Raw genomic sequence first — 23324 nt, forward strand, 5'->3', positions numbered from 1 at the left:
ACGACATCGCCTTCACCGCCGCCGACGCCACCCGCGTGCTGATCGCGCTGTGGACCAAGCTGCGCATCGACCAGATCGGCCCGGTCGACACCATCGAGGGCCTCTGCGACGGGGTGTCCTCGCGCCGTAACCAGCTGCTGGTCGACCTCGGGTCGGAGCTGTCGCTGGGCGCGATCGACGGTGCCGCCGACGCCGATATGGGCGCGCTGTCGGCGACCGTGGAACGCCTCGCCCGCACCTACAAGCCGTTCGGCTCGGTGCTCAGCGATGCGATCAACGATCATCTGCGCAAGGTGTTCGGGCCCTCCGGTAAGCGGCCGGCCGCGATCGCCGAACGCGTGAAGAAGGTCTGGGAACTCGGTGAGGGCTGGGCCAGCCACATCACCGCCGAGGTCTCGCTCGGCACCCGCGAGGGCACCAGCGTGCGCGGCGGTGACCTGGGTGGCCTGGTCTCCGGTTCGCTCTCCGACGGCGCGTCCGTGGACGCCGCGATCGATGCCGCCGTCCAGGCGGTGGCGGCGCGGCGCGGGGTGGCGGTCTCGCTGCCTGCAGCCGGTGGGTCCGGCGGCGGCACCGTGGACGCGGCGGCCCTGGGCGAGTTCACCGAACAGATCACCGGCAAGGACGGTGTGCTGGCTTCGGCGGCCCGGCTGGTGCTCGAGCAGCTCGGCCTGAGTGAACAGACCTCCGCGGCGGAGGCCACCGACGACGGACTCGTCGACCTGGTGTCGGCGGAACTGGGTTCGGACTGGCCCCGGCTGGTCGCCCCGGCGTTCGACGCCCGCAAGGCGGTACTCATCGACGACCGGTGGGCCACCGCGCGGGAGGATCTGGCCCGGCTGTGGCTGGGCGAGGACTCCATGACCGCGCAGCTGCCGGTCGCCGGGTTCACCGGTGCCGGCGAAGCGGTTGCCGCGCAGGCGGACTGGTGGCGGCAGCGGGCCGTGGGCGAGGCACGTTCGGTGCTGGCCGGTCACTACGAGCGGATTGCCGAGGCGGCCCGGAACACCACCGAAACCGGTGTGTGGTCCGACGAGGTCGCGGTGGTCACCGGCGCGAGCAAGGGCTCCATCGCCGCCGCGCTCGCCGGGCGGCTGCTCGGTGGCGGGGCGACCGTGGTGGTCACCACCTCGCGGCTCGACGACACCCGCCTCGGTTTCTACCGTGACCTCTACCGCGCCAACGCCCGCCACGGTGCGGCGCTGTGGGTGGTTCCGGCGAATATGGCCTCCTACACCGATATCGACGCCCTCATCGAGTGGGTCGGTACCGAGCAGGTCGACAATGCCGGTGGCGCCAAGATCAAGACCAAGGACGCGCTGACCCCCACTCTGCTGCTGCCGTTCGCGGCGCCGCGGGTCTCGGGTTACCTCTCCGACGCGGGTGCCCGCGCCGAGATGGAGATGCGGGTGCTGCTGTGGTCGGTCGAGCGGCTCATCGGCGGTCTGTCCACGCTGGGCGCCGATCACGATGTCGACGCGAAACTGCATGTGGTGCTGCCGGGTTCGCCCAACCGCGGCCTCTTCGGCGGTGACGGCGCCTACGGCGAGGCCAAGGCCGCGCTCGACGCCGTGGTCGCCAGGTGGCGGGCCGAGAAGACGTGGGCGGCCCGGGTCACCCTGGTGCACGCGCTGATCGGCTGGGTCCGGGGCACCGGGCTCATGGGCCACAACGATCCGATGGTGGACGCCGTCGAACAGGCCGGCGTGCAGACCTGGTCGACCGACGAGATCGCCGACGAACTGCTGAAGTGGGCCACCGAGCAGGCCCGTGCGGCCGCCGCGGCCGATCCGCAGCAGGTCGATCTCACCGGTGGGCTGGCCGGTGCCGAGCTGGACCTGGCGGCGCTGGCCAAGCAGGCGCAGGAAGCCGCGGAGACCGAGGAAGCCGACGAGGCACCGGCCTCCGACGCGCCGCGGATCTCCGCGCTGCCCGCGCCGCCGGCGCTCACCTCCGCGCTGCCCGTCCCCGAATGGGGAGCGGTGACAGCCGATCTCACCGATATGGTCGTCATCGTCGGCGCCGGTGAGCTCGGCCCGTACGGTTCGGCGCGGACCCGGTTCGAGATGGAGGTCTCCGACGAGCTGTCGGCCGGCGGTGTGCTGGAGCTGGCCTGGACCACCGGCATGGTGGCCTGGGAGAACGACCCGAAGCCGGGCTGGTACGACACCGAATCCGGAGACTACGTACCGGAACACGAACTGGCCGAGCGGTACCACGACGCTGTGGTCGAGCGGTGCGGTATCCGCCGCTACGCCGACGACGGTGCCATGGTCGACAACAGCAGCCCGCTGATGACCTCGGTGTTCCTGGATCAGGACCTGTCGTTCACGGTCGGCGGCGAAGCCGAGGCGCGCGCCTTCCACGCCGCCGATCCCGAGCACACGGTCATCACCCCGGTCGCGGATTCCGGCGACTGGACCGTGACCCGCAAGGCCGGCACCGAGATCCGGGTGCCGCGCCGGGCGAACCTGTCGCGGACCGTGGGTGGCCAGATCCCGACCGGCTGGGATCCCACCGTCTGGGGTATCTCCCCGGATATGGCGTCCTCGATCGACCGGGTGGCGCTGTGGAACATCGCCTGCACCGTCGACGCGTTCGTCGGTTCCGGGTTCAGCCCGGCGGAGCTGATGAGCTGGGTGCACCCGAGCCTGGTGGCCAACACCCAGGGCACCGGTATGGGCGGTATGTCGTCGATGCGTTCGCTCTACGTCGACAACCTGCTCGGCGAGCCGCGGCCCAACGACATCCTGCAGGAGGCGCTGCCCAACGTGGCCCTGGCGCATGTCGTGCAGTCCTACGTCGGCAGCTACGGAGCCATGGTGCATCCGGTCGCGGCCTGCGCCACCGCCGCGGTGTCGGTGGAGGAAGGTGTCGACAAGATCAAGCTCGGTAAGGCCGAGGTGGTCGTGGCCGGTGGCTTCGACGATCTGGGTATCGAGGGCATCGTCGGCTTCGGTGATATGTCGGCCACCGCGGATTCGGCGGCCATGAGCGCCAAGGGCATCAGCGACCGCTACTTCTCCCGGGCCAACGACCGGCGGCGCGGCGGGTTCGTGGAATCGCAGGGCGGCGGCACCGTGCTGCTGGCCCGCGGTGACGTGGCGCTGGAACTCGGTCTGCCGGTGCTCGGTGTGGTCGCCTACGCCCAGTCCTACGCCGATGGCGTGCACACCTCGATCCCGGCGCCCGGCCTGGGCGCGCTCGGTGCGGGCCGGGGCGGCCGCGAATCCCGGTTCGCCGCCGAACTGCGCAAGCTGGGTGTGGGTCCGGACGATATCGCGGTGGTCTCCAAGCACGACACCTCCACCGCGGCCAATGATCCGAACGAGTCCGAGCTGCACGAGCGGCTGGCGGCGGCCATCGGCCGGTCCGACGGGGCGCCGTTGTTCGTGGTCTCGCAGAAGAGCCTCACCGGGCACGCCAAGGGGGGCGCGGCCGCGTTCCAGCTGATCGGCCTGTGCCAGGTGCTGGAAAACGGTGTGGTGCCGCCGAACCGGAGCCTGGACTGCGTCGACGACAAGATGGCCGAGTACCCGCATCTGGTCTGGGTGCGCGAGGCGCTGCGCTTCGGTGACCGGTTCCCGCTCAAGGCGGGTCTGGTGACCTCGCTCGGCTTCGGGCATGTGTCCGGTCTGCTGGCGGTCGTCCACCCGGAGGCGTTCGTCCAGGCGATCGAACCGGCCCGGCGGGCGGAGTACCAGCGCCGGGCGCAGGAACGCCTGCTGGCGGGTCGGCAGCGCATCGTCGAGGCGATGTGCGGTGGCGCGGCGCTCTACGAGCGTCCGGCCGATCGGCGCCTCGGCGGCGACGGCACCCCGGCGGCGAAGATCCGCGGTCTCGAGGCCGAGGTGCTGCTGTCCGAGGACGCGCGGCTCGGTACCGGCGGGGTCTACCAGGTCGATGGAGCCGGTTGCGAGACCGGACGATTCGTCGGTGGCGGTGCCGACGTCGCCGGTACTGCGTAGGCTGCGCCACTGTGACCATCCTCGGAATCGGCTTGGACCTGGTGACCATCTCCGAGTTCGCCGAACAGCTGGACCGTGCCGGAACGACCATGCTCAGGGAGAGTTTCACCGCCGGTGAGCGGCGCTATTGCCAGAGCAAGGCCACCGATCCGGCCCGTAGTTACGCGGCGCGGTGGGCGGCGAAGGAGGCGGTGCTCAAGGCCTGGGCATCGTCACGCTTCGCCCGCCGCCCGCAGATCGGGGACAACCCGTACCCGTTGATCGAGGTCGTCAATGACGCCTGGGGCCGGCCGAGCATCAAACTGCACGGCCTGGCCGCGGAGTTCCTGCCGCGGGTGCGGGTGCACCTGTCGCTCACCCACGACGGTGACACGGCGGCCGCGATGGTGGTGCTGGAGGACCCGGGCGAACTGGCCGACCTGATCGAGGGTCGGTCACCGGAGAACTGATACGGCTACGCAACGACCCGGAGCACCCTGCTCCGGGTCGTTGCTGTGTCGACGGATGGATCACGTTCTTCGATCCGGCCTCGGGGGCCGGGTCGACCGGGAAGCGATCCGTCCGCACGCCGAGAGGTGTGCCGCCGACGGCCTTCCTGCCCGGTGCTTCGCCTGCCCGCTCACGGCTTCGATCACGGTGTGGCTCGTACGGTGATCTCATCGGGCGTGCGGATGTGTCGCTCCCTCTGCTGCCACGGCGATCACGGCGCGACCGAGTTTGCGGGGAGACGGCCCGCGTCCTGGCCGCCCACGGTGCGCGGGTCGTCCTCGCCGGTCGCGACCGGGCCGGGCTCGACGAGGCGGTCGACGCAGTGCGCGCCGCGGCACCGCAGGCCGAGACCGGCACCTTGGTCCTGGATCTGTCCGATCTGGCCTCGGTGCGCAGCGCGGCCCGGCGGATCGCGGAAACCGAAAGCATCGACCTGCTGTTCAACAACGCCGGTGTGATGAACGTGCCCACGCGCCGGACCACTCGCGACGGGTTCGAGATGACCGTGGGCACCAACCACCTCGGCCACTTCGCCTTCGACGCCCAGGTCTGGCCCGCGGTGCGCCGCTCGGCCGCGGCTCGCGTCGTCACCGTCAGTGCGATCGCCGCGCGCTGGCCCATCGGCACGCTCGATGATCTGATGAGCGAGAAGCGCTACCGTGGCATGGCGGCGTACGCAAAGTCCAAGCGCGCCAATATCGTCTACACCCTCGAACTCGCCCGGCGCACCGCCGGTACTTCCGTCGAGGCGGTGGTCATCCATCCTGGTTCGGCGATGACCGGCCTCCAGCGACACGGCACAGGCCCGCTGACCCGCCTGGTGACCCCGCTCGCGGCGCACTTGTTCATGGGTTCCGCCGCCGGCGCCGCCTGGCCCTCGCTCTACGCCGCCACCAGCCCTGATATCTCCGGTGGAGAGTTCATCGGCCCGGCCGGACGCGACCAGACCTCCGGTACGCCGGGACTCGCGAAACTCCCGAAAGGCGCCGACGATTCCGGGCTCGGTGCGCGACTGTGGGCCGACAGCGAACGACTCACCGGAGTCGTCTTCGAGCCCTGACCTCGCTCGGGAAGCCGGCCGACGTGCACGAGCACCGGAACCGTTGCGTCGGTCTCCCGTGCCGATCCGGTGTCCCCGCCGAGACGGTTGCCGAGGCATCTGCGAGCGGGGGAAGCGGTTCGCCCACCGCCGCCCGAGGATGGCCGGGCCATGCTCGGCTACGGGAAATGAGCCGACCACCGTATCCCGGTGGAGCCGTCGCCGCGGCGGGTCAGCGCTGGCTGGCGGTGCGGGATTCCTTCTCCGCGACGAGAAGGTAGGCGACCATGAGCCGCTTGAGTTCGGCGACCGCGTCGGCGTGGCTCTGCTCGTCCTGGACCGAGAAGTTCATCATCGAATAGACCACGTGCACCAGCACCTCGGCCATCATGGTGCGCCTGGCCCGCGGGGTGCGCGGGGTGAGCGGGCGCAGCATCTGCGAGACGACCTCGGCGAATTCCTTCTCGTGGATGGCGCCGGTGGCCCGGGTGGACGGTGTGGACTGCATGGCCAGCCACACTTCGCGCCGGGACGGGTCGGTCATCCACAGGCTGGCCAGATGGTCGACGAATTGGTTCATATGCCGCAGCCAGTCCAGCGACGGGATCTCGCCGTGGAAATCGGCCAGCTCCCGCGATACCGCCACCAGATCCTGCCGGTTCAGTTCACAGACGATCACATATTTGTTGGCGAAGAACTGGTAGAGCGTGCCGATCGGGACTTCGGCCCGGGCTGCGACTTCTTCGCAGGTGAACGATTCGAAACCGACTTCCACCAGGAGTTCGCGCGATGCCTGCAGCAGGGCGTCGAATTTGCGCTTGCTGCGTTCCTGGGTCGGACGCCGGCGTGGCATAAGCTCTTGCGGGTCGTCCTGGAGCTCCAGCGCAGGGTCCGGACGCCGTTTGGCCCTGGCCTCCGTCCGTACGTTCACCTGTCCCAGGCTAGCGGTAGCGGGAACACCATGGTGCAGAGTATGGAACTGTGACGGCGAGTCTGTCATGTCTCACCACCGCGACACCGCCGATCCGGGCCGCGCAACACTTGCTCCGGCCGCCCGGATCGGCGGGATTCGATCAGTTCCGGGTGCGCCTGCGGAACAGGACCAGGGCCGTGAGATAGGACACCGTCGCGATCGCGCCCCACCAGACGAGCGCCAGCAGGGCGCTGTTACCGATGGGGGCGCCGACCAGCAGCCCGCGCAGGGTTTCGATGACCGGTGTGACGGGCTGGTGTTCGGCGAACCCCCGCAGCCCGCTCGGCATGGTCTCCGTCGGGACGAACGCACTGCTGATGTAGGGGATGAACATGGCGAAGATGGTGAATCCGTTCGCGGCCTCCGGGCTACTGGCGATCAATCCGAAGCAGGCCGACATCCAGGACAGCGCCAGTACCACCAGGGCGAGCAACCCGGCCGCGGCGAGCCAGCGCAGCGGGTCGGCGGTGGGGCGGAACCCGATGGCCAGGGCGACGCCGATCACGACCGTGGTGGCGGCCATATTGCGCAGCAGGCTCTCGATGATGTGCCCGGTGAGGAATGCCGAGCGACTGATGGCCATGGTGGAGAACCGGTCCACGATGCCCTCGGTGATATCGACCGAGACGGCGACCGCCGTGGTGGAGGCCCCGAAACTGGCGCACAGCAGGATGATTCCGGGGACCACGTAGTCGACGAAGGTGCTGTCGCCGACGTTCATGGCGCCGCCGAAGACGTAGACGAACATCAGCAGGATCATGATCGGCAGCGCGAGCGTGCTGATCAGCGAATCCGGGCTGCGCAGTGTGTGGCGCATATTGCGAGCGGTCATGGTGGCCGCGTCCTGCGCGGCGTGGGTGAGTGTGGTCACGAGGGTGGCTTTCTGTGCGGTACGGGAAGGTCAGGAGGCGGCCGGCAGCGGGGCGGCCGGCCGGCTGGTGAGGGCGAAGAACACATCGTCGAGGTCGGGCGTGTGCACGCCGAGTTCCGCTACGGTGAGGTCGAGTTCGGTGAAGCGGTCGAGCAGGTGTTTGAGGTGGGCCACCGAGCCGTCCGAGGGGATCTGCAGGGTCAGCTCGGCGGGATCGATGTCGGGATGGCCGGTGACCCGGGCGGCGGCCGTCAGATCCGTGAGGTCGGCGAAGCGGAAGCGGATATGGCCGCCGGGGGTGAGCCGTTTCAGTTCGGCCGGGGTGCCGTCGGCGACGATGTGGCCGTCGTGCAGCACCGCGATCCGGTCGGCGAGCTGGTCGGCTTCCTCGAGGTACTGGGTGGTGAGGAAAACGGTGACGCCGTCGTCCACCAGCTCCCGGATCACCGTCCACAGTTCGCGGCGGCTGCGCGGGTCGAGACCGGTGGTGGGCTCGTCCAGGAAGACCACCTCCGGGCGTCCCATCAGACTCATGGCCAGATCGAGGCGCCGCCCCATACCGCCGGAGTAGGTGTTCGCGGGACGGTCCGCGGCGTCGGTGAGATCGAAGCGCTCGAGTAGTTCGGCGGCGCGCTGCCGGGTGCCGGATCTGCCCAGGTGCAGCAGGTGCCCGACCATATGCAGGTTCTCGGCGCCGGTGAGCACTTTGTCGAGGGCCGCGTATTGGCCGGTGACTCCGATGGCCGCGCGGACGCGATCGGGCTCGCGGACTACATCGTGGCCGGCCACTCGGATCGTTCCGGCATCCGGCGCGGTCAGGGTGGCGAGGATGCGGACCATCGTGGTTTTGCCGGCCCCGTTGGGGCCGAGCAGCGAGAACACCGATCCGGGGGCGAGATCGAGATCGATGCCGGCGAGGACGTGATGGTCGCCGAAGGTTTTGGTGAGGCCGGCGAGGGAGATGGCGGGCGGGGCGGTCATGGTGGACTCCGTTCGAGAAACTGTATGCCGAATAAACTGTATATGGCATAAATTCTGTTTAAAGAGTACACAGTTCGAGGCGGCGCGCAAGACGCGCGCTCCGGGTGATGTAGTAGGCAAAGCCACCGGTCGGGCCGGTCGGCGGCGGCACGCGGGTGAGGGCGCCCGCTACCGCGGACCGCAGCGAAAGGAAGTCGATGGCGCGAGTCGGCGCAGGTGAGGACGGGCCACACCCGGAATCGGGCACATCACACGAGAAAGACACCGGGCCGTGGGCCGCGGGTCCGGGCAGCCCGCCGCTGTCCAAAGCCGTCGCGCTGATGTGGGGGCTGGAACCGGCCGGTACCCGCGGGCCCCGGCGGGGACTGAGCCTGGAACAGATCGTCGACACCGCCATCGAACTCGCCGACGAAGAAGGATTCGAAGCCCTTTCGATGAACAAGGTCGCCGAGCGGCTGGGCTTTACGGCGATGTCGCTGTACCGCTACGTGGACAGCAAGGCGACACTGCTGGAGATCGCGCTGGACCGGGTGGTCGGCATGCCGCCGGAGATTCCGCCGGGTACGCCGTGGCGCGAGGCGCTGGAGCTGTGGGCGCGGGCGGAATACCGGGTCATCAGCCGGCACACCGGCTGGCTGCACGTGCGGATGAGTGCGCCACCGCTGGGGCCCAACAATATGGCGTGGCTGGAGACCGGTCTGGCCGCACTGGGGCAGACCCGGATACCCGAGGCGCTGAAACTGCAGCTGGTGATGAACCTGTCGCTCTACATAATCGGCCGGGCCCGGCTGGCCGAGGAGATCAAAGCGGACGAAGAAGGGTCCGAAGGTGATTGGGGGATCATCGACCGGCTGGACCCCGCCCGGTTCCCCGCCCTCACCGCGGCCGTACGCGCCCAGGCCTTCGAACAGGACGATCAGCAGTGGGCGACACTGTTCTTCGATACCGGGCTGGGCCTATTGCTCGACGGCTACGAGCGGTTGATCGCCTCCTACGAATGACCACCCGGGCAGGCGCCGCCGCACGCGGCCGAGAGCAGATAACCACGACGGTTTCCCCCGGAGAAGACAGGAATTTCCCGGGCCGGGTCCGCTCGGCGCACCGAGTGGACCCGGCCTTCACCCTGAGTGATACGACCGGGACACCACGTCCGGATGACGACGGACTTTCCGCGTGTCAGACCGAGAGATCGCGGCGGAGTTTGGCGACGTGCCCGGTGGCGCGCACGTTGTACTGCGCGACCTCGATCTTGCCCTCGGCGTCGACGAGGAAGGTCGAGCGGATGACGCCGGTCACCGTCTTGCCGTACATGGTCTTTTCGCCGAAGGCGCCCCACGCGGTGAGCACCGTGCGGTCGGGGTCGGACAGCAGCGGGAAGTTCAGCTGTTCGGCGTCCCGGAACTTGGCGAGCTTGGCCGGTTTATCGGGGGAGATGCCGATCACGTCGAGGCCGGCGGAGTTCAGTTCGCCCAGGTTGTCCCGGAAGTCGCAGGCCTGTTTCGTGCAGCCGGGGGTGCTCGCGGCGGGGTAGAAATACACCACGACCTTGCGGCCGCGGTAGTCGGCGAGCGATACCTCGTTGCCGTCGGCGTCGGGAAGGGTGAAATCGGGTGCCGGATCGCCGGGAGAGAGTCGCTGGTTGTCGGTCACCCTCGCTACCGTAATCGACCCGCCGGGTCCCCGGCCGGGTACACGTCACGGCGCCGCGCTGGGTATCCGCCGCTCCCGCGGTGTGGTGCCCGGACGCCGCGCACCGGGCGGATCGCGGGCGGGCTGAACACCCGGCGAGTGTGGTGCACGCGGATACACTCGAGCGCGGGCCCCGGCCGATCCGCGGACGACAGCGGCCCAGGGGTGGAATATGGCCGCCTACGAGCGCGGCAGACCAGTTACAGGAGGCGTGAAGGTGGCAAAGGATACCGAGCGGATCGAGCAGGAGATCGAGGCCGCGCGGGAGCGGTTGGCCAGCACTCTCGACGAGATCGCCGTGCGGGCCGATCCGCAGCGGATCGCGGAGGGGACCAAGCAGTTGGCGCTGGCGAAGGTGAACGAGCCGAAGGTGAAATACACCCTCATCGGTATCGGTGCACTGGTGGCGGGTGCGCTGCTGTTCAAGATCCTGCGCTGACCCGGGTACCGGCCCCGGACGCAGAACACCCGGTGACAGTAGCTCTGTCACCGGGTGTTCGTGCGCAGTAACCGTGGATCAGACGGTCGGGCAAGCGAACCCGTCGCCGTCCGGATCGAGATGGGGAGCGAAACCGGGCTCACCGCGGAAGATCGGCGCCCGGCCCGCGGCGCGTGCTTCGTCACAGTTCTTGAAGGCACCGCCGGCCGAACCGGTCTGCGTCAGCTGGGCCGAGCCGGTCGCGCCCAGCACGGCGTCGGCCGCGGAGGAACCGGTGCCTGCCAGGGAGGGCAGTCCGATCGGGCCGGCGGCGCTCGCGGCGGGAGCGGCCAGAAGAGTCAGCCCCGCGGCGGCGGCGCTGACATAGAGCTGGCGTACGTTCATGAATTCCTCTATGTCTGCTGGGGAGTGTGGATCTGCGTTCGACGAGAACGCGCGGCTTCCACTGTTGTGAGGGCCGAGTCGATTGTCAACTCGTATGGCCTGGATAAGACAGGGGAAATCGGACGCCGGGTTGGGTACTCCCCGGATGCCGTGGCGTACCGCGCCGCAGTGGCGAAGTTCTCCGCGCGTACGGGGACGTTTCGCCGTAGACAACACATTGTGATAGGGATGCTGCTATGTCCGAGGCTCGTACTCCGCTGCTGTTACTCGACTCGTCCCGGGTCGGCCGGAGAAAGCGATAGGTCGGGGAAAGCAGTTGTTGCGAATCAAGGACAACGATGTCACCGGTGGCCCGTCGGCGCCACCTCCCGCGGCCGCGGCCCGCCCGGCCGATTACCGGCTGGATCTGGACGGCCTGCGCGGGATAGCGATCGCGCTGGTCGTCGCGTTCCATGTGTGGTTCGGCAAGGTCTCCGGCGGAGTCGATATCTTCCTGGTCCTCTCGGGCTTCTTCTACACCGGCATGCTGCTGCGTCAGGTGGAACGGACCGGTGCTGTGGGACTGCGGCAGACGGCGGTGCGTACCGCGCGCCGGTTGCTGCCCGCCCTGATGGTGGTGCTGGCGCTGGTGGCGATCGTCACCGTGCTGTACCGGCCGTATTCGACCTGGGGCAATATGTCCGGTCAGACCATCGCCACGGCCTTCTACTACCAGAACTGGTATCTGGCCCAGGCCTCCGAGAGCTATCTGGCCGCGGACCCCTCGGTGAGCCCGCTGCAGCATATGTGGTCTATGGCGGTACAGGGCCAGTTCTATCTCGCCATCGCGGTACTGCTGGCGGTGATCGGCTGGGTGTGCGTACGCCTGGGCCGCGCCTCGGCGGTGCGCCCGGCCATCGCGGTACTGGCACTGGTCCTGGGCACCGGCTCCTTCGTCTATGCCGCCGTATGGATGACCGTGTCCCAGGAATGGACCTATTACGACAGCGCCGCCCGCGCCTGGGAGCTGCTGACCGGTGCGCTGCTGGCCGCCGTGCTGCCCTGGGTGCGGATCGTCGGCGGCCGGGCCGCGCGCGTCCTGCTGACGCTCGTGGCCGGCGCCGGACTCACGGCGGTCCTGGTGTGCGGGGTGCTCTTCGACGGCGCCCGCCAGTTCCCCGGGCCGGCCGCACTGTTCCCGGTGGGGGCGGCGGTGGCGCTTATCGTCGCCGGTATCCGCACCGAGAGCGGCTGGCGATCGGTCGTCTCGCGGCTGCTCGCCTCCCGCCCGATGGTCGAGCTGGGTTCGATCGCCTATTCGCTGTACCTGTGGCACTGGCCGCTGCTCATCTACTACCTGGTGCAGACCGGGAAGCCGCACGCGGGTTTCAGTGGTGGCCTGCTGGTCATCGCGGTATCACTGGTGCTGGCGGTGCTGACCAACAAATTCGTCGAGGAGCCGCTGCGGCTGCGTTCCGGGCGGACCACGGTGACCCCGGTCTGGCAGCGCCGGATCCCGGCCGTGGCGGTGAGCCTGGTGGGCGCGCTCGTCCTCGGATCCTGTATCTCCTGGCAGGTGGTGATGGCCCGCACGCCCTCCGAGCCGGTGGAAGCGCTCCCGGTGAACGAGTACCCGGGTGCGGAGGCGCTGTTCGCCGGGGCGGCGGTGCCGGTGGCGAAACTACGTCCGTCCATTCTGGAGGCCTCCAACGATCTGCCGGCCCCCACGCGCGACGGCTGTATCTCCGACTGGTTCAACAAAGAGGTCGTGACCTGCACCTACGGTGACCCGAACGGGTCGCGCACCATCGCCATGGTGGGTAATTCCCATGCCGAGCACTGGATGCCCGCCATGGACGCGTTGGCCCAGGTGCACGACATCAAGGTCGTCGTCTATCTGAAGATGGGTTGTTCGCTGAACATCCGCGACGACGCCCAGTACCGCGGCCTGGACATCTCCGACTGCCGTGACTGGTCCCGGCAGGTGATCGATCTGCTCGCGTCCGACCCGCCGGACTGGGTGTTCACCACCGCTACCGCGCCCATCTGGCCCAGCGGCGGCGATGTGGTCCCGGCCGAGTACCTGGACGTGTGGGCGGCGCTGGCCGAACGCAACCTGAACGTGCTCGCCATTCGCGACACCCCGTGGCTGCGCAGCCCGACCGGTGTCCGCTACAGCGCCGTGGACTGCCTGGCGGCCGGTGGGGACAGCGCCACCTGCGGTATGCAGCGTGCGACGGCGCTGGCGCCGGTGAACCCGGCGCTGGTGCATGCCGCGGCGTTCCCGAACATGCGGCTGCTCGACCTCACCGATTCGGTGTGCGGACCCGAGATCTGCCGGGTGGTCGAGGGGAATGTGCTCGTCTACCACGACGAGCACCATCTCAGCGCGAGTTATGCCCGGACCCTGGCTCCCGAATTGGAGCGTCAGATCGGGGTGGCCACCGGCTGGTGGTGAGACCCGGGCACCGGTGCACTGCTCCCACCGGCCCGCCCGGCACGCGGCCCACGTGACCCGCGCGGTTACGTGGGCCGCGGCGTCGACGGGGGTGCGCGGCCGTTGTCACCAGGGGGCGACCGGCGGCTTCACCCAGAGCAGTTTCTCGTCGGTATGGTGCCGTGCGGCCGCCGGATGGCCGGGGTGCCGCGCCGCCCACTCGGCTTTCTCGTCCAGCAGGCGCGCCACCGAATGCCAGGTCTCCTCGGTCCCGGGTGGGTTGACGCCCGCCGCTCGGGCGAGCTTGCGCCGCACCGTGGCGGAGATGCCGAGCAGTTCGGAGCCCGAGATATCCCGGTCCCACAGGTAACCGGCCAGCTGCCGCGCTTTGGCGGCCCGCCCGGCCTCCGCGGCCGGGGAATGCGCGTAATCGGCCATGAGCAAGTGTAGAAGATCCCTCGAATCCGCTATCGGGCCAACGGTTTCGGCCTGTGCCCCCGGACTCGTGGCCCGAGACGGAAAATGCGCGATGCCGCCCGGATCGGACGGCATCGCGCTCCCACGTCGTTGTGGTTTCCCGCCGATGGGGCGGGCCGCCGCGACCGTGCGTCGTTGCGCGGCGCGGACGATCTGCGGGGGCTGCGGGCATTGCGCGGGACGACATTGTCCCGGGCCGGGATGTCCGAGACCCTCACCGTGGTCTCGTCATCCGCGGATCCGCCGCGGCCGGCGCTCCGTTGCGCCACCCCGCCGATCATGAAATTTTCGCGGGGTCACGTACCGGACCCGCCTCCGCTGACCGCTTCTGCCTCCTCCGGACGGTCTACCTCCATGGCCGGGGCCCGCCCCCGGTTCTGGAGCGACAGAGCGAAGGAGCGCAGCGACTGAGTGGCGGAGTGAAGAACCGGGGTCACAGGGCCCCGGCCCGCCCCGCCGGAGGCGGGGCAGACAACTCAGTACGCGCTGTTGACGTTGTCCATCGAGCCGTACCGGTGGGCGGCGTAGTTGCAGGCCGCGGCGATGTTGGAAACCGGGTTCCACACGTCGAACGGGGTGCCGGGTACGTGGTACGCGGCGAAGGTGGGATCGATCACCTGGAGCAGGCCCTTGGAAGGGATGCCCATCATGGCGTTGGAGTCCCACAGGTTGATGGCACCCGGGTCGCCCGAGGATTCACGCAGGATGTTGCGCTTGATGCCCTCGAAGCTGCCGGGGATGCCGTTCGCGGCCATGATGTCCATGGCTTCCTGGATCCAGCCGTCCAGGTTGTTGGGGTAGACGGGGGCAGGCGCCGGCGCGGGCGCCGCTTCGGGGGCGGGGGCCGGGGCCGGAGCGGCCAGTGCTTCGGGGGCGGGCGCCGGCGCCGGGATGATCTCGGCCTGGGCGGCGGGCGCGGCGATAGCGGTCGCTTCGGTGGTCACCGGGGCGGGCGCCTGCTCGGCGACCATGGCGACCCGGCTGGGGGAGCTGTCGTCGGCCATGGAGACCGCGGAGGAAGCGGTGACGGCGACGATGCCTGCCGTGGCGAGGGCGAAGCCGAAGACTTCACGCTTGGTACGACGGCGCAGGCTGGAGAAACTGTGGGAAGGCATGATCGGATTCGGTTCCTTGTTCGGTCTCGGGATCCGGCCCGGTTCGGGCAGCACGGATCTTCGGTGCAGGCCGGTGGCCCGCTACCGGAAAACATGACTGTGCTGTTGTCGGGTTCTTTTGTGTGACACCGAACGCAGGCTGGTCCGGGTCCGGATGGCGCATATCGCGGTTACCGGGTGGTTTCCCGGTCCGCCGCGCCCGCAGGAACTCCACACTGTGGTGAAGCCGAGTGGACTCGAGTTCGACTATCGCGATACCGTTTGTGGTTGTCGCGCCGGCGAGTTTTCGCGGTTGTTTCCAACCCTGTGTCCACAACATCGCGGACTAGCCGAACTTCAGGTCGTTCATGACCGGATCTCAGAATGGTCACAGTAGGTGAACAGCAGGTTAACGGAGCCTGAGAAATTCGTAAGTGCGATCTTGAAGGCGGAAATGAACGCGTTCCATCATCGCGTCGACCTGGGGGAATGGTTCTAAACCTCTTGTGGTGCAGGACACAAAATTTCTGATCGGTAACGGTGGATTCAGGTGCTCGTGATGGTTCCGTGATGGAAAAACGGGGTGGTGACAGGGTTGCCGCAAGGGTGCGGTGAGCCCGGTCGGCACGGGCTTTCCGGTGACGAGGCGCTGCGGGGGTGGAACGGCGGCGTGGCGAAATGGTGTGATGAGGTCCTGTAGCCCGGCGGCCGGGTCGCCGCCGGGCCGGACCGATATCGGAAAGAGGGCCCGCGATGTACTCGACGCCGAGTTATCCGCAGCTGTTCACCCCGCTCGAAGTCGGGCGCACCACACTGCGCAACAGGGTGGTCATGGGCTCCATGCACACCGGCCTGGAGGATCGGGCCTGGGATACGAACCGGCTGGCCGCCTACTTCGCCGAACGCGCCCGCGGTGGGGTCGGCCTGATCATCACCGGTGGTTACGCCCCCAATCGCACCGGATGGTTGCTGCCGTTCGGTGCGAAACTGACGAACCGGACCGAGGCCTACCGCCATCGCGCGATCACGCGCGCGGTGCACGAGGCCGGCGGCAAGATCGCTCTGCAGATCCTGCACGCCGGGCGCTACGCCTATGTTCCCGGTAGCGTATCCGCCTCCTCGATCAAGGCGCCGATCAATCCGTTCCGTCCCCGGGCTCTCTCCGAGCGTGGAATTCGGCGGACCATCGACGATTACGTCCGGTGTGCCGAACTGGCCCGTTTCGCGGGATACGACGGAGTCGAAATCATGGGCGGGGAGGGTTATTTCATCAATCAATTCCTCGCCCCGCGGACGAACAAGCGAACCGATCGCTGGGGTGGCTCCGCCGAGAATCGCCGGCGGCTCGCGGTGGAAATCGTCCGGCGCACCCGGGCCGCGGTGGGCGCCGATTTCCTGATCGTATTCCGTTTGTCGATGGCGGAATTGGTGGAGAACGGTCAGACTTTCGAAGAGATACTCATGCTCGCCCGCGAATTGGAGCGTGCGGGCGTCGATATTCTCAATACCGATATCGGCTGGCACGAGGCGCGAGTGCCCACGATCGTGACCTCGGTGCCGCGTGCGGCCTTCGTCGAGTTCACCGCGAAGATCACCGCGACGGTGGGTATCCCGGTGTGCGCCTCGAACCGTATCAATATGCCCGAGATCGCCGAGGAGATCCTGACCCGGGGCGATGCCCAGCTCATCTCCATGGCCAGGCCATTGCTGGCCGACCCGGAATGGGCCGACAAGGCCGCCACCGGCCGGACCGACGAGATCAATACCTGTATCGCGTGTAACCAGGCATGCCTCGATCACGCCTTCCAGCACCGTACGGTCTCGTGCCTGCTGAACCCGCGGGCCGGCCGGGAAACCGAGCTCACCCTGCTACCGACCCGCCGCGCGAAGAGCATCGCGGTGGTCGGGGCCGGGCCGGCCGGGCTCTCGGCGGCGGTGAATCTGGCCGAGCGTGGCCACCGGGTGGACCTGTTCGAGGCTCTCGACCGGATCGGCGGCCAATTCGATATCGCACGCCGGATCCCGGGCAAAGAGGAGTTCGACGAGTCCATCCGTTATTTCACCCGCAAATTGGACCTCACCGGTGTGCAGGTGCACCTGAACACCCGGATCACCGCGGCCGAACTGATCGACCGGCGCTACGACGAGGTCGTGCTGGCGACCGGGGTCCGGCCGCGCATCCCGGATATCCCGGGTATCGACCATCCGATGGTGCTCTCGTACGCGGAGCTGGTGCGCGACGGCAGACCGGTGGGCAAACGGGTCGCGGTGATCGGGGCCGGCGGAATCGGTTTCGATGTGAGCGAATACCTGGTCGTGGACGGGCATCCGACGCTGAAACCGGACGAGTGGCGCGAGGAGTGGGGCGTCGACACCGACGACGAACAGGTGCGCGGGCAGTTGCGTGCGGCCCGCCCGGCGCCCGCGGCCCGCGAGGTCGTCCTGTTGCAGCGCAAGGACACGACCTTCGGAAAGGGGCTGGGCAAGACGAGCGGTTGGGTGCATCGGGCGGCGCTGAAGGCCAAAGGGGTCGAGCAGATCGGCGGGGTGAACTACGAGCGGATCGACGACGCGGGGCTGCACATCAGTTTCGGTCCGCGGCGCGAGCGGCCCCGGGTGATCCCGGTCGACAATGTGATCGTCTGTGCCGGACAGGAATCCGTACGCGAGCTCGAATCGGAACTCACCACCGCGGGCGTGCCGACCCATCTGATCGGTGGCGCGGAACTGGCCGCCGAACTCGACGCCAAGCGGGCGATCGAACAGGGCACGCGGCTGGCCGCGCGGTTGTGAGGCCCGCTCGATAATCGCTTTTCCGCGCCGGAGCCGCGCGGTAAGGTGGCGGCTTTGTGTCCACGCGAAGCAGGGGGTGCCGTGTCGGCCAGTGCGGTCGAGCTCCGGGGCACAGCCGGGGTCTACTGGCGGCTCCTGGTGGCCGGATTCCGTCGGCAATGGCGGTACAAGCTGGCCATGTTCGGTGGGCTGTTCACCAACTGTGTGTTCGGATTCGTCCGCGCCTCGGTGATGATCGCCGCCATCGACGCCACCGGTGGTTTCGGCGGGTACGACGCGGGCAGTATCGGTGCCTACGTCTGGATCTCCCAGGGGCTGCTCGGTGCGCTGCAGTTCATGGCCGCCGAACTGGAACTGGCCGAACGGATCCGCAACGGTGATATCGCGATCGATTTCCTGCGGCCGGTGGATGTGCAGCTGGGTAATCTCGCCGCCGATCTCGGCCGTGCGCTGTGTACGTTGATCCCGCGCGGGATACCGAGCCTGCTGGTCGGCGCGCTCACCTTCGGACTGGTGTTCCCCAGCACGCCCGAGTCCTATCTACTCGGGCTGCTCAGCGTCGTGCTGGCCGCGGCCATCTCCTTCCTGTCCCTGTTCGTGCTCACCACCGCGGGGTTCTGGGTGGTGGAGACCCGGGGGCTGCGGACGCTGTACCAGGTCGGCGGCCCGTTCCTCGCCGGACTGTTCGTCCCGGTGCACGTCTTCCCGGACTGGCTGCGGAGTATCGCCGAGTGCACGCCGTTCCCGTCGATGCTGCAGGTGCCGGTGGATGTGCTCTCCGGCCGGGTCGCGGGCTGGGACGCGGCGCAGCTGGTGGGTACGCAGGTCTGCTGGCTGCTGGTCGTGCTGGCGCTGGGCCGTGTCCTGCTGGCCGCGGGGCGGCGGAAACTGGAGGTGCAGGGTGGTTGAGACCGCCGTGCTTCCCCGGGAGAACCGGCGGGTTCCCGTCGGCGACCGATTCGCTCCTTACGCGGCGGTGCTGCGGTCACGGATCCGGGCCCAGCGCACCTACCGGCTGTCCTTCGCCAGTGATATGGCCGGCGCGACCATGGTCGGGCTGGCCGAATTCGCTGAGGTGTGGGTGATCTTCCACCAGGCGAAGGTGCTGGGCGGCTTGGACCTGGACGCGGCGCTGCTGCTGTTCGGTCTGAGCAACCTGGCCTTCGCGCTGGCCCAGCTGGTGTTCGGGCATCTGGACAAACTGCCGAACCTCATCCGGCTCGGCCTGCTCGACATCTACCATCTGCGCCCGCAGCCGGTGCTGCTGCAACTGATCACCAGCGATTTCTCCTTGCGCCGCCTGGCCCGGGCCACGGTCGCGCTGGTGGTGCTGACCGTCGGGCTGGTGCGCAACGACATCGATTGGTCGGCCGGGTCGGTGGCGCTGATCGCGCTGACGGTGGTGAGCGGCACCGTCCTGTTCGGCGGGCTGTTCGTAATGGCCGCGGGCTGTCAGTTCTTCCTCATCGACGGAGCGGAGATGACCAACAGCTTCACCTATGGCGGATCCTTCGCGGCCACCCAACCCGCGTCGATCTTCCCCACACCGTTGAAGCTGCTGTTCTGCGTCGCGATACCGGTGGCGTTCACCGCCTACCTTCCGACGCTGGCGTTACTGGATCTACCCGGCCCCGCCGGGCTGCCGTCCTGGTTCGCCTGGTGCGCGCCGCTCGCGGCGGCGTGGGCGTGGGTGCTGGCCTGGGTGATGTGGCGGATCGGTACGAGGCACTATCAGAGCGGCGGTGGCTGAGATGGGATACGACGGCACAACGGGCGATTCGATCATCGAGGCCGACGAGCTGACCAGGTGCTTCACTCGCCGGACCGGAAAGGGACTGCGGTCGCGGCGCGAGGTGGTCACCGCGGTGGACGCCATGACCTTCCGGGTCGAGCGGGGCGCGGCGGTCGGCTATATCGGCGCCAACGGCGCCGGGAAGTCGACCACGATCAAAATGCTCACCGGCATCCTGGTACCGACCTGCGGGTCGGTGCGCACCTGCGGTCTGGAACCCATCCGGCAACGCCGCGAGCTGGCGAGCCGGATCGGTGTCGTATTCGGGCAGCGCTCCCAGTTGTGGTGGGATCTGCCGCTGGCAGAATCGTTCACGATCCTGGCCGCGATCCACCGGCTCGAACCCGCGGCCGGGCGAGCGCGCACCGCGGAGCTGGTCGAACAGCTGGAGATGGCAGATACGCTCGATACGCCGGTCCGGCAGTTGTCGCTGGGACAGCGGATGCGCGCCGAGGTCGCCGCGGCACTGCTGCACAGTCCGGAGTTGATCATCCTGGATGAGCCCACCATCGGGTTGGATGTGCTCTCCAAGCAGCGCCTGCGCGAATTCCTGCGGACCGAACGCGCCGAACGCGGCACAACCCTCATGTTGACGACCCACGATATGGGCGATATCGAACGACTCTGCGACCGGGTACTGGTGGTCGATCACGGGCGTTTGGCCTACGACGGATCGCTGCCCGGCCTGGGCGCGACGGTGGGTGCGCAGCGGGTACTGGTCGTCGACCTCGCCGTCCCCGGGCCGGCCCTCGACGGTCTCGCGGGTGCGGAACTGGTCTCGGTGGAGGCGGAGGGTATGCGGCAACGGCTGGCCTTCGACGCCGAGACGACCACCGCCGCGCAGTTGCTGGCCGAGGTGTCGGCCCGGGCCGAGGTGCGCGACCTCTCGATCGAGGAACCCGATATCGAGGACATCGTGCGGCGGCTCTACGAAACCGCCCGCTGAAAAGCGTGGTGCCGGGCCCCCGGCGGGGACCCGGCACCGGCTACCGGACGGAGGAGCGTCACATCTCGGCGTTGCCCGCTTTCCATTCCGGCCACGGAATGTTCCAATCACCCAGCCCGTCCGTGCCGGGCAGGACCGGGCCCACCGTATTCGTCACGATGGCGATATCACCGCGCTTGGCGGTGTTGTAGACCCACTGGGCGTCCTCGGGACTGAGGTTGAGGCACCCATGGCTGGTGTTGGTATTGCCCTGCGCGCCCAGCGACCACGGCGCCGAGTGGAAGAAGATCCCGCTGTAGGACATCCGGGTGGCCCAGTCGACATCGGTGCGGTATCCGGCGGGCGAGTTCACCGCGACGCCGTAGGTGGAGGAGTCCATGACGATGTGCTCGTGCCGGTCCGCCAGGATGTACACCCCGTTGTTGGTGGGCGTGTCGTCCTTGCCCATCGAGGTCGGCATGGTGCGGATGACCTGGCCGTTCTTCTCGACGGTGACCATCTTCGTATTGTCGTCGGCCTTGAAGACCACCGCGTCGCCGATGACGAAGTTCGAGTGGATGTCGTCCTGGCCGTAGAGCCCGTTGCCCAGGTCCTTGCCGTAGACGTTCACGTCGATCGTCACCTTGGTGCCGGGGGTCCAGAAATGCTCGGGCCGCCACCGGACCTCACGATTGTTCACCCAGTAGAAGGCGCCCTCCACCGGCGGATCGGTCTTGATGGTGATGGCGTTCTGGGCGGCCTTGCGGTCGGGGATGTTCTCGTCGAACTGGACCGCCACCGGCTGGCCGATACCGACCACCTCGCCCTCACCGGGCACCAGGTACGGCTTGGTGACATTGCCGGGCGCGGTTGTGGTGAAACTCATACCGGCGGTCGACGCGCCGCCCAGGCCGTTGGCCCGGGCCTGCAGGCGGTAGGTCTTGCTGTATCCGAGGGGCTCGGTGGTGGACCAGCTGCGGCCGTCGGGTGCCAGCTGCCCGGCCACCGGCTGGTCATCGGGGTTGAGCAGGGCCACATCGGTGAACAGGCCGTCGGTGATCTCGAACTTCATGCCTGCGGCCGGCGAGACCCCGATGTCCCCGTCCTTGACCGGGGCCACGAGCTTGGGCTTGATGAGCTCCGTGAGGGGGTTGCGGTCGATGGCGACGGTTCCGTCCGACGCCTCCGACGAGGAACAACCGGTCAGCGCCAGTACGACCAGCGCGACGAGCACCAGCGGTCCGAAGAGCCAGCGGACCGGCCTGCGCCGATCACGAATATGCATATCAACCCCGTTTCAAGTCTCGGCGCACCCGCTACGCGCCGACGGCTTCGGATCCGACCGATCACCTGCTCACCTCGACCCACGGCAGCGGGATCGGTCGAGACCACGTACATCATTCTGCCAGCCGCGCCGAGGTGATCCCAACCGCCACGATCACTTCCGGCGCCACCGGCCCACCTACACATAGGGTTCCGGGCACCGATCGTTACGGTGTCGGCCGGCTCACACCCGCCCGACGGGATATCGATTTCACTTCTGCGGCCCGAGCCTGTTAATGTCTGTCCCGCACCGCACAGCGGAGCACGCGCCATTAGCTCAATTGGCAGAGCAGCTGACTCTTAATCAGCGGGTTCGGGGTTCGAGTCCCTGATGGCGCACTTCGAGTCGAAAGACATTCTCCGACTATAGGGTTTGCGCTCAGCACCCGTACATTCGACGGACCCAGACGTGATCAACCCGCTATCTCGCCGTATTTCGACCGTGGCTCCGGCCCGGTCACCGGACCGTCGGCGGTAGCCCCGCCGGTGCGCCGCGGATCCATTAGGGTGCGCGGTATGAGCGAGGCGGACGCGGGGGTGGGGCGCGGGCAGGTGGTCGCGTGGGGGCTGTGGGACTGGGGGTCGGCCGCGTTCAACGCCGTGATCACCACCTTCGTCTTCGCGGTGTACCTCACCGACAGCGTCGGCGAGGATCTGCCGGGCGATATCTCCGCCAGTGCCTGGCTGGGGTGGGCGCTCGGACTCGCCGGACTGGTCGTCGCGCTGACCGCGCCGGTCACCGGACAGCGTTTCGACGCGACCGCGAACCGTAAACGTTCGCTCGGGATCATGACCGCTGTCGTCGTGGTACTGACGGCGGCGATGTTCTTCGTCCGGGACCAGTACTCCTATCTGTGGCTCGGGCTGGTGCTGCTCGCCCTGGGGTCGGTGTTCCTCGAGCTCTCGACGGTGCCCTACAACGCGATGCTGCGTCAGGTGTCCACCCCCGCGACGCTGGGCCGGGTGTCCGGATTCGGCTGGGCCATGGGCTACTTCGGGGGCATCTTCCTACTGCTGATCTGCTATTTCGGGTTCATCGCCGGCGACGGCCCGCAGCGGGGGCTGCTCGGGGTGAGCACCGAGGGCGGGCTGAACATCCGGCTGGTCGTCCTGCTCGCCGCCGTCTGGTTCGGGGTGTTCGCGCTGCCGGTGCTGTTCGCGGTGCCGGAGGTGCCGCGCACCCGGGCCGATCCCGGTGCGGCGAGCGCGGGACTGCTCGGCTCCTACCGGGTGCTGTGGCGCGACCTGAAAGAACTCTGGGCGCTCGATCGCACCGTCATCTGGTTCCTGCTGGCCAGCGCGATCTTCCGGGACGGCCTGGCCGGTGTCTTCGCGTTCGGCGCGGTGCTGGCCGTGCAGGTGTACGGGATCAGTGAGTCCGATGTGCTGCTCTTCGGTATCGCGGCCAATGTCGTCGCGGCGCTCGGAGCGATTGTGGCCGGCCGGTTCGACGATACGGTCGGGCCGAAACGGGTGATCGCGGTGTCGCTGCTGTCCGCGGTGGTGTGCGGTGCGGTGCTGCTGGTGGTGTCGGGCGCCGTGATGTTCTGGATCTTCGGCCTGGCACTGACACTGTTCGTCGGCCCGGCGCAGGCGTCGGCGCGGTCCTTCCTCACCCGGCTCACTCCGCCCGGGCGGGAGGGGCAGCTGTTCGGTCTCTACACCACGACC

Annotated in this window: 19 protein-coding genes and 1 tRNA gene; 12 read left to right on the forward strand and 8 right to left on the reverse strand. The window is 68.4% G+C overall.

Annotated features, from left to right (window positions below):
* The 3 genes from ON38_RS06405 to ON38_RS06415 all read left to right on the forward strand — a co-directional run.
* On the forward strand, positions 1 to 3968 hold a 3968-nt coding region (locus ON38_RS06405), incomplete at its 5' end, for a beta-ketoacyl synthase N-terminal-like domain-containing protein (protein WP_039823168.1).
* Positions 3969 to 3979: 11 nt separating this feature from the next.
* A complete protein-coding gene (acpS, locus tag ON38_RS06410; protein WP_030525523.1) occupies positions 3980 to 4417 on the forward strand; it encodes a holo-ACP synthase AcpS in 438 nt (145 codons plus the stop codon).
* Between the two features lie 224 nt (positions 4418 to 4641).
* The gene (locus ON38_RS06415) at positions 4642 to 5517 is read left to right on the forward strand and encodes an SDR family NAD(P)-dependent oxidoreductase (RefSeq protein ID WP_051164435.1); all 876 of its coding nucleotides are present in this window, start codon (positions 4642 to 4644) and stop codon (positions 5515 to 5517) included.
* A 211-nt stretch (positions 5518 to 5728) separates the two neighbouring features.
* On the opposite strand, the gene ON38_RS06420 is transcribed toward ON38_RS06415, so the two are convergent.
* The 3 genes from ON38_RS06420 to ON38_RS06430 all read right to left on the reverse strand — a co-directional run bounded on the left by ON38_RS06420 (position 5729) and on the right by ON38_RS06430 (position 8321).
* The gene (locus ON38_RS06420; RefSeq protein WP_051164436.1) at positions 5729 to 6349 is read right to left on the reverse strand and encodes a TetR/AcrR family transcriptional regulator; all 621 of its coding nucleotides are present in this window, start codon (positions 6347 to 6349) and stop codon (positions 5729 to 5731) included.
* 220 nt (positions 6350 to 6569) lie between these two features.
* Entirely contained in the window at positions 6570 to 7301 is a 732-nt protein-coding gene (locus ON38_RS06425) for an ABC transporter permease (RefSeq protein WP_039823184.1), read from the reverse strand.
* A gap of 69 nt (positions 7302 to 7370) precedes the next feature.
* Complete coding sequence (locus ON38_RS06430) at positions 7371 to 8321, reverse strand: daunorubicin resistance protein DrrA family ABC transporter ATP-binding protein (RefSeq protein ID WP_039823169.1); 951 nt, start codon at positions 8319 to 8321, stop codon at positions 7371 to 7373.
* A gap of 197 nt (positions 8322 to 8518) precedes the next feature.
* Between ON38_RS06430 and ON38_RS06435 the strand changes: the two genes are divergently transcribed.
* Entirely contained in the window at positions 8519 to 9322 is an 804-nt protein-coding gene (locus ON38_RS06435) for a TetR/AcrR family transcriptional regulator (RefSeq protein ID WP_245563936.1), read from the forward strand.
* Positions 9323 to 9497: 175 nt separating this feature from the next.
* Here the strand turns inward: ON38_RS06435 and bcp are convergent, their stop codons facing one another.
* Complete coding sequence (gene bcp / locus ON38_RS06440) at positions 9498 to 9971, reverse strand: thioredoxin-dependent thiol peroxidase (protein ID WP_039823170.1); 474 nt, start codon at positions 9969 to 9971, stop codon at positions 9498 to 9500.
* A 256-nt stretch (positions 9972 to 10227) separates the two neighbouring features.
* Between bcp and ON38_RS06445 the strand changes: the two genes are divergently transcribed.
* The gene (locus ON38_RS06445) at positions 10228 to 10449 is read left to right on the forward strand and encodes a DUF3618 domain-containing protein (protein WP_039823189.1); all 222 of its coding nucleotides are present in this window, start codon (positions 10228 to 10230) and stop codon (positions 10447 to 10449) included.
* A 78-nt stretch (positions 10450 to 10527) separates the two neighbouring features.
* Here ON38_RS06445 and ON38_RS06450 read toward each other — a convergent pair whose 3' ends face one another.
* On the reverse strand, positions 10528 to 10833 hold the full coding sequence (locus ON38_RS06450) for an excalibur calcium-binding domain-containing protein (RefSeq protein WP_039823171.1): 306 nt from the start codon (positions 10831 to 10833) through the stop codon (positions 10528 to 10530).
* Between the two features lie 316 nt (positions 10834 to 11149).
* Between ON38_RS06450 and ON38_RS06455 the strand changes: the two genes are divergently transcribed.
* A complete protein-coding gene (locus ON38_RS06455; protein ID WP_245563937.1) occupies positions 11150 to 13270 on the forward strand; it encodes an acyltransferase family protein in 2121 nt (706 codons plus the stop codon).
* A 105-nt stretch (positions 13271 to 13375) separates the two neighbouring features.
* Here the strand turns inward: ON38_RS06455 and ON38_RS06460 are convergent, their stop codons facing one another.
* Both ON38_RS06460 and ON38_RS06465 read right to left on the reverse strand, forming a co-directional pair.
* Positions 13376 to 13687 carry a hypothetical protein gene (locus tag ON38_RS06460; RefSeq protein WP_039823173.1) on the reverse strand — a complete coding sequence of 104 codons (312 nt, stop codon included), beginning with the start codon at positions 13685 to 13687 and terminating at the stop codon, positions 13376 to 13378.
* A 515-nt stretch (positions 13688 to 14202) separates the two neighbouring features.
* On the reverse strand, positions 14203 to 14841 hold the full coding sequence (locus ON38_RS06465) for a transglycosylase SLT domain-containing protein (protein WP_039823191.1): 639 nt from the start codon (positions 14839 to 14841) through the stop codon (positions 14203 to 14205).
* Positions 14842 to 15573: 732 nt separating this feature from the next.
* On the opposite strand from ON38_RS06465, the gene ON38_RS06470 reads away from it, so the two are divergent.
* The 4 genes from ON38_RS06470 to ON38_RS06485 all read left to right on the forward strand — a co-directional run bounded on the left by ON38_RS06470 (position 15574) and on the right by ON38_RS06485 (position 20351).
* Positions 15574 to 17613 carry an NADPH-dependent 2,4-dienoyl-CoA reductase gene (locus tag ON38_RS06470; RefSeq protein WP_039823175.1) on the forward strand — a complete coding sequence of 680 codons (2040 nt, stop codon included), beginning with the start codon at positions 15574 to 15576 and terminating at the stop codon, positions 17611 to 17613.
* A gap of 81 nt (positions 17614 to 17694) precedes the next feature.
* Positions 17695 to 18522: an ABC transporter permease gene (locus ON38_RS06475; protein WP_039823176.1), complete on the forward strand. Its 828-nt coding sequence runs from the start codon at positions 17695 to 17697 to the stop codon at positions 18520 to 18522.
* The gene (locus tag ON38_RS06480; protein WP_245563938.1) at positions 18515 to 19363 is read left to right on the forward strand and encodes an ABC transporter permease; all 849 of its coding nucleotides are present in this window, start codon (positions 18515 to 18517) and stop codon (positions 19361 to 19363) included. The genes ON38_RS06475 and ON38_RS06480 overlap by 8 nt, the downstream gene beginning before the upstream one ends.
* A gap of 1 nt (position 19364) precedes the next feature.
* On the forward strand, positions 19365 to 20351 hold the full coding sequence (locus ON38_RS06485; protein WP_039823178.1) for an ABC transporter ATP-binding protein: 987 nt from the start codon (positions 19365 to 19367) through the stop codon (positions 20349 to 20351).
* Between the two features lie 58 nt (positions 20352 to 20409).
* On the opposite strand, the gene ON38_RS06490 is transcribed toward ON38_RS06485, so the two are convergent.
* Positions 20410 to 21615, reverse strand: a complete 1206-nt coding sequence (locus tag ON38_RS06490) for a L,D-transpeptidase (RefSeq protein WP_039823180.1) — start codon at positions 21613 to 21615, stop codon at positions 20410 to 20412.
* A 304-nt stretch (positions 21616 to 21919) separates the two neighbouring features.
* Here ON38_RS06490 and ON38_RS06495 point away from each other — a divergent pair.
* A tRNA-Lys gene (locus tag ON38_RS06495) sits at positions 21920 to 21992 on the forward strand.
* Between the two features lie 177 nt (positions 21993 to 22169).
* Positions 22170 to 23324: MFS transporter (locus ON38_RS06500; RefSeq protein ID WP_039823181.1), on the forward strand; the 1155-nt coding region annotated here is incomplete at its 3' end.

Origin of the sequence: Nocardia testacea NBRC 100365 (assembly GCF_000308775.1) — a bacterium.
GTDB lineage: Bacteria > Actinomycetota > Actinomycetes > Mycobacteriales > Mycobacteriaceae > Nocardia > Nocardia testacea.

Bases quoted from the DNA above. Each gene is read 5' to 3' on its own strand.
- ON38_RS06420 (WP_051164436.1), bottom strand. From the start codon at position 6,349: ATGCCACGCCGGCGTCCGACCCAGGAACGCAGCAAGCGCAAATTCGAC.
- ON38_RS06485 (WP_039823178.1), top strand. From the start codon at position 19,365: ATGGGATACGACGGCACAACGGGCGATTCGATCATCGAGGCCGACGAG.
- ON38_RS06490 (WP_039823180.1), bottom strand. From the start codon at position 21,615: ATGCATATTCGTGATCGGCGCAGGCCGGTCCGCTGGCTCTTCGGACCG.
- ON38_RS06450 (WP_039823171.1), bottom strand. From the start codon at position 10,833: ATGAACGTACGCCAGCTCTATGTCAGCGCCGCCGCCGCGGGGCTGACT.
- ON38_RS06465 (WP_039823191.1), bottom strand. From the start codon at position 14,841: ATGCCTTCCCACAGTTTCTCCAGCCTGCGCCGTCGTACCAAGCGTGAA.
- ON38_RS06470 (WP_039823175.1), top strand. From the start codon at position 15,574: ATGTACTCGACGCCGAGTTATCCGCAGCTGTTCACCCCGCTCGAAGTC.
- ON38_RS06425 (WP_039823184.1), bottom strand. From the start codon at position 7,301: ATGACCGCTCGCAATATGCGCCACACACTGCGCAGCCCGGATTCGCTG.
- ON38_RS06460 (WP_039823173.1), bottom strand. From the start codon at position 13,687: ATGGCCGATTACGCGCATTCCCCGGCCGCGGAGGCCGGGCGGGCCGCC.
- ON38_RS06435 (WP_245563936.1), top strand. From the start codon at position 8,519: ATGGCGCGAGTCGGCGCAGGTGAGGACGGGCCACACCCGGAATCGGGC.
- ON38_RS06430 (WP_039823169.1), bottom strand. From the start codon at position 8,321: ATGACCGCCCCGCCCGCCATCTCCCTCGCCGGCCTCACCAAAACCTTC.